Below are 10,841 nucleotides of genomic sequence, written 5' to 3' on the forward strand. Positions count from 1 at the left end.
CCTTATATTGTAAGTAGTCGGTTCATACCGCTCCCCTCCCTACGGGGGAGGGGTCAGGGGGTGGGGCTTTGTGTCAGGCTTCCAAGCTTGCTGAGAAAGTACTCCTGTCCCTTCCCCGTCACCTTGGTTGTCACCCTCTCTTCCGAACCATGATGCGTCTTGATCATCGTGACGGAAGTTGCGAAGAGTCCTTCCTCCACCCATTTCTGAATAGGTTCCGTAGAGCGTTTGAAGATGTAGCCGTTCTCGCGCATCCAGCGGAACAGGCGTGTGCGTCCTGTAGGATAACCGTTACGCGTCAGCAGCTTGGCCAGCTCGCTAATCAGTATGCAACCGTCGCCCGTAGTCACCGCATCGGCAAACTCCACCTTAGGACGTTGCGCCTCTATCAGCTCGTCCTTCTGCTGCAGCGTCCGGTTCAGAATCCTCACCGCCTTAGCCAGAATCGTCTTCTCGTCGTCCTCGTTATTAAGAGGAATGTAACCGCCCGTCTTGCGGATTTGCGGCAGCACCTCAGAAGTGACCCACTTGCGGAAAGCCCTTGCCGAAGGTTTGCGACTGTCGAGGATAACATCATACAGACCGTCCTCGTTAACGAAGTTAGCCATCTGTGTTCTTCCAAGCGAGTCGGTGATGGTGTCGGTTGAAACGACCCCATCGTCAAGTCGTTCTCTCACATGCCTCTGCTTCAGTCCAAGCACCTTGCACACATCCGTCAAGCAGAACAGCGGTTCGCCCGCCTCGCCCATCACCGTCCGAATCCGTCCGAACTCCGGGCTTTCGAAAATCTGAATCTTATTCGTCATAACATCAAAATGTTTAAACCATTAATATTCAAAAAAACACTCGCAACCCTTGGGCAGCCATCGGCTTGCCGTAAGGATTACGAGTGCAAAGATAAGGGCAAAAAAAGAGGGCAACCGTAATAACACGTTGTCAAGCACGTTGTCATTACGGTTGCCCTAACGAAGGCATTAGAATAAAGAATTAACGAAGTTGTTGTTTTATCTCTTCTTTCAATTTGTTGTTTTTGCCATACGCATTGCCGCTTGAATAAGAGTTCTGCAATCCAGTCACACCCCACAGCGCCTCAAACGGCACGTAGGCAGGCTGTGGGATATTCAGCATTTCTATCATCACATTGGCAAACACCGCCTTGGCAGCCTTCGTAGACAAGCGGTTGGTAGGCTGGCGGTCAGCGTCCACCCATCCTGCTTCGATGGCTTTCTCCCATAGCTGCTGTGCTTCGGGCGTGTCGAGCAGGGCGAGCGAGTCGGCATTGGCATTGGGCCCCGGACACGACTTGTTTTTATCAGAAGAACCGTGCACAATCTGAATACCAATACCTCCAGCCTCAACATTGCCAATCTCATTCTCCACTTGCTTCTCCATTACGAAGTCGCCCTGTACGGTTATTCCGCCCTTCAATATCTTTTCTAAAAGTTCCTTGTCCATAATAAGTTTGATAATTCATTTTTAATTACAGGCTCCGACTTTAACTCCCACACCTCCCGAGGCTACTCCATTCACCTCATATTCCACGTGCTTCTGCATTACGAAGTCGCCATGTACATTGTATATCTTTTTGCCGTCATCATTGTTCGCAGCAACATTAGCCAAAGCGTCGAGCAAATTGTCTATCTCCTGCGAAATAAGAGTCATGCTCTCCATATAGTGTTGCATGAATTGTTGTCGTTCTTCGTCTTCTCCATATACACATTCAAAACTAAGCGCCAAGTCTACAAGCCCTTCTCCATGTCGCTCAACTATCTGTTGCTCCAACGACCGTGCCACCCACATCCATTCCCCATGTCCGCTGTCAAGCAGCCATTGCACAGTAGTGTGTAGCGTGACTGTCACGGCCGTATGCAAATCTTCGTCTGATGCTCCCGTCTGCTTGTCGTGGCGCAGATAAGCCATGTGGTCGTCGTAGCATCTGTCTACAAAACGTCGGGCGTGGGCGTGGTCGTAGCCTCTGATGGTGTCGATGATGTAGAAGGCAAGATAAAGCAGCTCTGAGGCGTGAAGTGCGAATGTGCGACAGTCGGCAAGACAGCGGCTGCACACATCCTCTGCCATTTCATAGACGGGAGTGTCGCAGTATTTATCTTCTACTGCGTCGCGTTCTTTTGGGCTGAATAGGTTCATTCTTATAGTTGTTGTTCATTAGCTTGCTGAGGCGGTTGAGCCAATACACGAGGTCGTAGCTTCGCCCGCCCGTTTCAAAGTCGATAATCGGTTTGCCATAGGCAAAGTCGACAGCCACATTGTCGTCTACGCTGAATTGAGCCACAAGGTCAGCACCGTAGCGGTAGACTCCAAAATTCTTGAACCTCACAGACAAGTCATAATTAGGCTGTGTCAGACAGATGTCGGCAATGTGCTGCACGTCACGGCGTATTTCATTCAGGCACACTCCTTCGTCGGTCTTGGCTTTGAGTTCGAAGAGGGCGTCGCTTTTCGACTTTTGTGCAAGCAGGCATATAGCGGCAAGCAGGTCGTTGGCACGTCGCGACTTTGTGCTTTTACCGTTGTCCATATAGTCGATGCTTATCCTTGTCACGTGGTCGTCAAACGTGCTTCTTATCTCATCCACAACGTCCCAGAAGTCGGTGGTCTGCTTCGTCAGTCGTTCTATCTCGATGCTTCGTCTGTATTCCTTCATCTTGTACGAAAGCCCCATGCGCAATATGTCTGCCACCTTGTCGGTGTTGGTTCCAAAAGCCGAGTTACGCTCTATACCTACAAACTGACGGTCGGGGCGATTGTCGATGATGACGAGGCAAAAGGGATGGTGCTCATGCTCCACGTCCTTTAGATTGATAGTAGTGTGCTTGCTGCGGTTGTTCTCCAGCGCCATCAGCACCACCCCATCCTCATGGCGCAGCACCTGACAGCGGAAGATGTCCCATTCCTTGCCGTGTATATCCTTTGGCACAGTCAGTTCGATTTGTCTGCCTGTTGTAAACAGGCTTCCGAACCGCTGCACAGGGTCGATGGGCTTAGGTTGAGCACCCTCGCTTATCTCGAACAACTGTGCTGTGTTTTCAATGGGTTGATTGTCGAACGAATAGAATTTGAATATTGTCATTGTTTTTTAGTTATTAGTATTCTTTACCCTTTTTACTTTTTTACCATTTTTCTAACTTACTTTTCATCACGCCACATTCTCGTCCTCATCCGCCCAATGGTCGCATTGGCGCATTACGGTCTCAAGCGCAGCCTGTGCGCCCTCGGGTGGATACTTATATTTCTTGAGCAGTCGCTTCACCATCACGCGCATTTTGGCTCTTGCCGACTCCTTGCGGTTCCAGTCGATGGTGCGGTTACGGTGGAGCACTTCGGTAAGCTCCTTGGTGAGCGCCACAAACTCCTCGTCGCTGTAAGCCTGGCGCACACCTTCGGGAGTGGACAGGGCATCGTAGAAGGCCTTCTCCTCGGGCGTGAGCCCCAGCTTGTCGCCCTCCTCCTCGCTGTGCTTTATCTGCTGCGCCATCTTCAAGAGTTCTGATATCACCTCCTCGTTGGTCAGCAAGCCCTTCAGATAGTTTGACAGGCTTTTGTTGAGCATGTCAGAGAACAGGTCGCTCTGTATGACGTTGGTCTTCTGCTGCTGCTTTATTTTCTCTTTCATCAGCTTTGTGAGCAGTTCCACCGCCAGGTTGCGCTCCTTCATGTTCTTAATCTCTTGAATGAAGGCTTCATCAAAGAGCGAGAACTCCACCTTTCGGTCGCCAAAGAGATTTATCACGCCATCGGTCTTCACGCTCTGGCGCAACAATTCGCCTATGCGCTCGTTTATCTCATGCCGGCTCACTTTTCCCTTCTGCGAGAGTTTGAGCATCATCACCCTTAGAGCATCCATGTAGCACACCTCCGCTTTCTGTTTCTCGCTCAAGAGCGAACGGCAGAGGGTGGTGGCATTATGAAGCATGGCGCTGTGCTCCATGAAATTCTTCTTTGCCTGATCCTTGGCTGGCGACGACAGGAAGTTGGCACCGCCTGTTATGGCAAGGGCTCGCTTCGTGTTGTCGGGCTCGAAGAATGCTGTATAGGAGAAGCCATGCAGCATGTCACGGCAAATCTCTATCTCCTCCTTCCATTTCTGCAGGGCGGTCTTGGTGATGTCGGGGTCGCCAAAGCGTCGTTGGTCGCGGTTGGTGTATTGCTTCATGGCAGCTTTCAGAGCCTGGGCAATGCCCACATAGTCGACAATCAGTCCGCCCTCCTTCTTTTCGCCATCGTTAGCTTCAAACACACGGTTCACACGGGCTATTGCCTGCATCAGATTGTGACCGCTCATCGGCTTGTAAACATACATGGTGGCGAGCGACGGCACGTCAAAACCCGTGAGCCACATGTCGCGCACGATGGCAATCTTCATTGGGTCGTCATCTTTCTTAAACTTGGCAGCCAGCTCCTTCTTGTACGCCTCGTTGCCGATAATCTTTTGCCAGTCGTCGGGGTCTTGGTTAGAGCCGCTCATCACCACCTTCACCTTCTCCGTCCACGAGGGGCGCAGCTCCAGCATCTTGCGGTAAATCTTTATCGCGATCTCTCTGGTCAGAGCCACGACCATTGCCTTGCCGGTCAGCAGCTGTGCACGGTTCTGCTCATAGTGGTCTATGATGTCTCTCACCAACGTGTCGATGGTCGCGTCCTCGCCCAGCAGCACCTCCAGCCGGCTGTGCTCCTGCTTGGCACGCTTTATCTGCTCGTCGGTGGCGCCATCGTCCGACAGACGGTCAAACTCCTCATCCAGCAGTTTCATTGTCTTTTCGTCGAGGTTCAGGTTCACCACCCTGCTCTCGTAATATATTGGGCGTGTAGCTCCGTCGTCGACCGCCTGGCTCATGTCGTAGACGTCGATATAAGAACCGAACACCTCCTCCGTGTCGCGGTCGCGCTCGCTTATGGGCGTGCCCGTAAATCCTATGAACGAAGCGTTGGGCAGCGCCTCGCGCATCTTCTGGCTGAAGCCCTTCTTCATGGTTTGGCTCTGTGCGTCCCAATGTTCGTCGCCATACTGCGAGCGGTGGGCCTCGTCGGTCATCACGATGATGTTGCGGCGTGTGGACAGGGCTGTGTCGCCCTCCTCAAACTTCTGTATGGTGGTGAAGATTAAGCCTCCGCTCTTGCGGTCGCGCAATATCTCGCCCAGCTCCTGCCGGCTCGTAGCCTTTATCGGCTCTTGACGAAGAAAGTCCATGCAGCGGCTGAACTGTCCGAAGAGCTGGTCGTCAAGGTCCTTGCGGTCGGTAACAACCACTATCGTGACCTCTGGCAGACGCTGCACCAGTTGGTGAGCATAGAACACCATAGAGAAACTTTTGCCCGACCCTTGCGTGTGCCAGAACACGCCGATCTTTCCGTTGCCCTCAACAGCAGTCTTGGTTCTTGCCATCGCCTTGCCAACAGCGAAGTATTGATGGTAGGCAGCAAGAATTTTTGATGTCTTGCCGTCTTTATGCTCGAAGCAGATGTAGTTGTTCAAGATGTCAAGCAGTCGCTCTTGCTGGAACATTCCGATGAAGAATGTGCGATAGTCAGCCATGAGAGTAGACACATTCTCGCCATCCACGGTTTTCCATTCCATGTAGCGTTCCTGTTTTGCGGTTATGGTGCCCGCGCGGGTTTCGCTCATGTCGCTTATCACGTTGAAGGCGTTGTAGCTGAAGAGGCTCGGAATGCTCTGCTGATAGTTCTTGATCTGCTTGTAGGCGTCGTCGATGGTTGCGTCTTCGGCTGTGGCGCTTTTCAGCTCCACCACCACGAGGGGCAATCCGTTGACCATCACCACCATGTCGCAGCGCTTTTTCTTATATTCCTCTATGGTCCATTGGTTCACCACCTTAAAGAAGTTGCGCTCGGGCTGCTCAAAGCTGATGAGCTGCATCAGAACCGTGCGCTCCTCGCCGTCCTGCTGATAGCTAACCTCCAATCCGTCCTGCATCCACTTTGTGAACTTCTCGTTGTTTTGCTCCAGCGTACCCTCGTTGATGGTGGTTAGCTTCTTTATACCATCGTCAAGAGCAGCAGCTGGCAGGTCGGGATTGAGCAGTCGCATCGAGGCTTCAAGGTCGGCACGATAGAAAGGCTCCTTATAGTTGCGCTCCACCTCGTAGCCACACTCGTATTTGTAGCCAAGCTCGTCTCTGAACAGGGCTATCAGCGTCTGCTCATAAGCGTCTTCGGTGAATTTGTCTTGGTCGGACATATTTTGTTTTATGTTTTTATTATTAGTGTTTAATATAATCATAGGAGGCTATGGCGTCCTCGCCGTAGCCTGCGCATCCTCACACTCAGCTACTCGGGGATTTCGATTTCTCCCGACATTAAGCGAGGGAGAAGGGTGTCACGGAGAAGGGAGAGGCGGGAGTTCTCAGCAATAACACACTCAATATGAGAAAACAATGTTTCCAACATTTCGCAATATTTTATCACAATTTCCATTGGAGGGGATATTATACAAATATTACGCATGGCTTTGTTTGTCAACTGAGGTTGTGCTGAGCCTGAACAATATGATTTGAAATCTATTATATTAAACAAGCCATTTATAAATGGTAATTCAATATATTTATATTGCTCTAGCGACTCTACAATAAATGAATTGTTGGTTATAAATGATTTTGGATGATGTGTTCTACTTACATCTCCACTGCCATTTCCTCTACTTGTTACAAGAACAGAATATTTATCGCAATTATACTCATTATAGTAACCAATTATACCATTTGCCCCATATACAGGATAATCTCCCTTTTCTAATATCATAGATGTAGAAAGATTCTTTCCATATTTTAGGGAAAAGATTTCATCCAATGTTCCTACTTTCCATCCTTCCGGAATCATTCCCAATTCACTATCAACGAACTTACCATCCTTGAAAGGCTCAAAGTCAACGAACCAATTCTTGAAAATAGTCTGCGCCATCTCCTCCAAATCAGCATTGATCTTATTGTTCAACTCTATCTTGCGGTCGAGAGAAGAAAGGATGGAGGCTATGCGGCGCTGGTCGTCAACTTCTTTTGGCACAACCACTTCTATCCCTTTCATGGTTTTTCCAGAAACTTCTGCAAAAGTAGTTCCTGAACCTTGTGAAACAATATTATCCTTATTGTATTTTAGAAGATAATACAAGAACTCGCTATCAGTATCTTCATTAGGAATTACGCTTTTAAAGCCTTGATTTGTACACATTTCACTTGCTGCTATTGCTACGTACCCAATAGGAGCACGTGAAGAAAACAAAACACTTCCTTTAGGTAGCATCTTGCACGAACAACTATTAAATCCTTCCGCTGTTATATTTCTTTCTCCTCTAAAAATATATTTATTGCTATTAGCTGATAAATCTTTGGGAGTAAGCCATGGAATATCTCCGTCATAGAATGACGTCCTTTTTGTTGATGGAGTTGCTCCTCCAACAATTGTTCCAATTTCCTCAAGTGTTACTTCTTTCCACTCCATCCTATTTCCTCCTCAATTTCTTTTGCAAATAACGTTTTCGCCCATAATACTCCCTTTCGGCAAGTCCCATCGGGAAAACCGAGTTTTCTTCCATAGCATCATACTCGTCCTTCAAGTCCTGCAGATGATCCTTCTTCTGCTTGCAGTAAATCACAACGGCAACTATCACAGAAGCGACAGAAGCCACCACCGCAAGCAGAGAGAAAAGCCCTGAATATTCATTTAAAAGCTCCATACCCTTACACCTCCCATCCTATTTTCTTCAACTGCAATCTGATTTCTTCTTCCTGCTTCTTGCTTTCCTCAAACAGCTGCTTCAGCTCTCCGGTGAGATTCGTCATTTTCTCCTCAAAAGGCACTCCGTCGCCTTCGTCTTCGGCGATTCCTACGTATCTGCCGGGAGTCAGGATAAAGTCCTGAGCAGCAATCTGCTCGGTTGTGCATACGGCACAGAAGCCCTTTTCATCCTCCAGGGTTCCCTGCTGGAAACTGTGGAAAGTGTCAGCAATCTTGCGGATGTCCGTATCAGGCATCAGCTCACGCAGTTTGCGTGTAACCATAGTGCCCATGTTGCGGGCGTCGATGAAGAGCGTCTTGCCCTTCTGCTGCTTGTCGCGACTGATAAACCACAGGCTCACAGGAATGCCCGTGCTGTAGAACAACTGCGAAGGCAACGCCACGATTCCCTCCACCAAGTCGGCTTCGATGATGGCTTGACGAATCTGTCCCTCGCCGCCACTCTGACTCGACAGCGCACCATTAGCCAGCACCAGACCGATCTTGCCCTCGGGCGACAGATGGTGAATCATGTGCTGCATCCACGCAAAGTTGGCATTGCCCGAAGGTGGCAGACCGTACTGCCAGCGCACATCCTCCTGCAGGGCGCTCTGCCCCCAGTCCGAGAGGTTGAAAGGAGGATTGGCAAGGATGAAGTCAGCCTTGAGCGTGGGGTGCTGGTCGTCGAAGAAAGTGTCGGCAAAAGCTTTGCCTAAGTTGGCATCCAAGCCACGGATGGCAAGGTTCATGTGCGCCATCTTCCACGTGTCGGGGTTCGATTCCTGTCCGTAGATGCTTATCTTGCGCAGGTTTCCCTTGTGGCGCTCAATAAACTTGGCGCTCTGCACAAACATACCACCGCTTCCGCAGCAAGGGTCGTAGACTCTGCCCTCGTAGGGTTCGAGAATCTCCACCAGCGTGCGGACGATGCACGAAGGCGTGTAGAACTCGCCGCCGTTCTTGCCTTCCATCGAGGCAAACTGGCGAAGGCAGTATTCGTAGGTGCGGCCCAGCAGGTCTTTCTCATCACCAGCGTCGTGCATCTCGATGTTGGTGAAGAGGTCAACCACGTCGCCCAGACGGCGCTTCGCGAGCTCGGGGCGTGCAAAGTTTTTAGGCAAGATGTTCTTCAGCCGTTCGTTCTCGCGCTCAATGGCTATCAGCGCGTTGTCTATCACCACGCCGATCTCGGGCGTGTGGGCAGCCGCCGAAATTTTGCTCCATCGTGCTTCTTGTGGCACAAAGAAGATATTATCTGCCGTGTATTCGTCCTTATCCTCAGGGTCGGCATATTCATCGCCCTGCAGCTCCTTAAACTTCTGCTCGAAGCGGTCGCTGATGTATTTCAGGAAGATTAGTCCCAGCACCACGCCCTCATATTGCGAAGCGCTGAGGTTGCCACGCAGAATGTCGGCTGCCTTCCATATTTTCTCCTCAAAACCTATGCTTATAGTGTCCTTTGTCTTCTTTGCCATGATAGTGTGCTCCTTATTTATTTACTTGGTCCATGTCTACAAATATGGTGTCTTCACCCTCGTTTTTGGTGGAATCGCTGCTTGAACTTGACGATTCGGCTGCGTTTTCTGGTGTTTTAGGAGTCGATCCCGATGGAAAACTGTCGGAGCAACCCACGCAAACAGACACGAAAAGGGCGGCCATCATCGCTCCTACGAACAATGATAACCGCCCTTCAGTCAGCACATTACGAGTTTTGGCTAATTGAGATTTCTCAAAATTACCCCCCCCGATTCTATATATGGAAAGTTTATTATTTAGCATGTTTTTAGTCGTTATTTGTATTACAAGTACCCTACAAAGTTACGCTTTTTCCCTCAAAACGCCCAATTTTTCGCTGTGAAAATCACCCCGAAATTGACAATTTAGGGGTCAGAATCCGTGTTTGACGGAGCAAAGAGGAGACGAGAGTGGGGATGGTGAAGTGTTAGAAGATACGTATATAAGCAACCTAACTTACTGTAGGATAATGGGATAAGTGCATTGTTGTCGCAGTTTGGTCAGTAGTCGTTAGTCATTTAGTCATTTAGTCATTTAGTCATTTTCGATTCTGAGTGTTGGTTATTTTCGTCTATAGTATAATATATAAATATATATTATACTATAGGGGGCTGACTGCACTTTTTTTTTTGATTTTGACTAAATGACTAAATGACTAAATGACTAAATGACTAACCTCCACCCCTACCCTTACTACTTCCCGACAAACCCTCCACTACTTCCCGACAACTATTGCTTTTGCCTCGTGAATGTACTAACTTTGCAAGCGTGATACAGATCTGTAAATTACGCTCTCGGCAGGGAGTAAAAACTCTCTCGGCAGGGAGAAAAAAATTTGGAGTTTGGAATGTTGAATGTTGAATTGTCGGCAAAGCCGATGTTGAATTGTCCAATTTTGAATTGGGAATTCAGAATTCAAGAGGCAACAACAGAACTCAAAACTCAAAACTCAAAATTCAAAAAAACTCAAAATTCAAATTATGGCAATCAATCTTAAAGCAAGAGAAACTCTTCAGAACGTGGGCGACTACAAGGGCAAATACCGCTATGTGCTCGGCACCGAAATCTACAACCGACTCTCGGAACAGAAAGTCATTCAGGAGGCTGCCCTCCGCTCGGGCATGAGCCGAGGAGTGATGCAGGCGGCATGGGACGCTGCTGGCGACGTAATCAGAGCATGGGCCACTGAGGGCCACTCGGTAGCAATTCCCGGACTGGGCACCATGCGTCTGGGCGTAAGAGCCAAGAGCGTGCCTTCGGTCAACGATGTGGCTACGGGCATCATCACCTCACGACGCGTTATCTTCACCCCAAGCACCGAAATCAAGCGCGAGCTTGCCGACACCTCTATCAACATCACCTGCTACGACCGCAGCGGCAAGATTGTGAAGAAGGTGACCTCAAGCGACAGCGGCAACGTTGAGGACGGCGACAACAACCCTGGCGGCGGCGATACTCCCAGCGGCGGCGATACTCCCAGCGGCGGCGATACTCCGGGCGGCAGCGGCACCGAGGGAGAAGGCAGCGGAGCGCTCGAACCTAACATTTAGAAAAGCCCCACAAAGCCCCACAAAGCC

General features: G+C 49.7%; 9 protein-coding genes. 1 reads left to right on the forward strand and 8 read right to left on the reverse strand.

Annotated elements, in window-relative coordinates:
- Positions 1-53: 53 nt before the first annotated feature.
- From I6E49_RS13385 to I6E49_RS13420, 8 genes are all read right to left on the reverse strand, one after another.
- A complete protein-coding gene (locus I6E49_RS13385; RefSeq protein ID WP_235402942.1) occupies positions 54-806 on the reverse strand; it encodes a phage antirepressor in 753 nt (250 codons plus the stop codon).
- Between the two features lie 181 nt (positions 807-987).
- Entirely contained in the window at positions 988-1,455 is a 468-nt protein-coding gene (locus I6E49_RS13390) for a hypothetical protein (RefSeq protein WP_235402943.1), read from the reverse strand.
- Positions 1,456-1,476: 21 nt separating this feature from the next.
- Positions 1,477-2,148 (reverse strand): hypothetical protein, encoded by a 672-nt coding sequence (locus tag I6E49_RS13395; RefSeq protein WP_235402944.1) that lies wholly within the window; start codon positions 2,146-2,148, stop codon positions 1,477-1,479.
- Positions 2,105-3,091: a hypothetical protein gene (locus tag I6E49_RS13400; RefSeq protein ID WP_235402945.1), complete on the reverse strand. Its 987-nt coding sequence runs from the start codon at positions 3,089-3,091 to the stop codon at positions 2,105-2,107. The genes I6E49_RS13395 and I6E49_RS13400 overlap by 44 nt, the downstream gene beginning before the upstream one ends.
- A 66-nt stretch (positions 3,092-3,157) precedes the next feature.
- Entirely contained in the window at positions 3,158-6,217 is a 3,060-nt protein-coding gene (locus tag I6E49_RS13405; protein WP_235402946.1) for a type I restriction endonuclease subunit R, read from the reverse strand.
- A gap of 89 nt (positions 6,218-6,306) precedes the next feature.
- Positions 6,307-7,473: a restriction endonuclease subunit S gene (locus I6E49_RS13410; RefSeq protein ID WP_235402947.1), complete on the reverse strand. Its 1,167-nt coding sequence runs from the start codon at positions 7,471-7,473 to the stop codon at positions 6,307-6,309.
- A gap of 1 nt (position 7,474) precedes the next feature.
- The gene (locus I6E49_RS13415; RefSeq protein WP_235402948.1) at positions 7,475-7,708 is read right to left on the reverse strand and encodes a hypothetical protein; all 234 of its coding nucleotides are present in this window, start codon (positions 7,706-7,708) and stop codon (positions 7,475-7,477) included.
- Between the two features lie 4 nt (positions 7,709-7,712).
- Complete coding sequence (locus I6E49_RS13420) at positions 7,713-9,224, reverse strand: type I restriction-modification system subunit M (RefSeq protein ID WP_235402949.1); 1,512 nt, start codon at positions 9,222-9,224, stop codon at positions 7,713-7,715.
- A 1,020-nt stretch (positions 9,225-10,244) separates the two neighbouring features.
- Between I6E49_RS13420 and I6E49_RS13425 the strand changes: the two genes are divergently transcribed.
- Positions 10,245-10,814, forward strand: a complete 570-nt coding sequence (locus I6E49_RS13425; RefSeq protein ID WP_235402951.1) for a DNA-binding protein — start codon at positions 10,245-10,247, stop codon at positions 10,812-10,814.
- Positions 10,815-10,841 lie beyond the last annotated feature (27 nt).

The sequence above is a fragment of the Leyella stercorea genome (assembly GCF_021531655.1).

Coding starts and splice junctions, on each gene's coding strand:
- I6E49_RS13385 (WP_235402942.1), bottom strand. CDS start 806: ATGACGAATAAGATTCAGATTTTCGAAAGCCCGGAGTTCGGACGGATT.
- I6E49_RS13390 (WP_235402943.1), bottom strand. CDS start 1,455: ATGGACAAGGAACTTTTAGAAAAGATATTGAAGGGCGGAATAACCGTA.
- I6E49_RS13395 (WP_235402944.1), bottom strand. CDS start 2,148: ATGAACCTATTCAGCCCAAAAGAACGCGACGCAGTAGAAGATAAATAC.
- I6E49_RS13400 (WP_235402945.1), bottom strand. CDS start 3,091: ATGACAATATTCAAATTCTATTCGTTCGACAATCAACCCATTGAAAAC.
- I6E49_RS13405 (WP_235402946.1), bottom strand. CDS start 6,217: ATGTCCGACCAAGACAAATTCACCGAAGACGCTTATGAGCAGACGCTG.
- I6E49_RS13410 (WP_235402947.1), bottom strand. CDS start 7,473: ATGGAGTGGAAAGAAGTAACACTTGAGGAAATTGGAACAATTGTTGGA.
- I6E49_RS13415 (WP_235402948.1), bottom strand. CDS start 7,708: ATGGAGCTTTTAAATGAATATTCAGGGCTTTTCTCTCTGCTTGCGGTG.
- I6E49_RS13420 (WP_235402949.1), bottom strand. CDS start 9,224: ATGGCAAAGAAGACAAAGGACACTATAAGCATAGGTTTTGAGGAGAAA.
- I6E49_RS13425 (WP_235402951.1), top strand. CDS start 10,245: ATGGCAATCAATCTTAAAGCAAGAGAAACTCTTCAGAACGTGGGCGAC.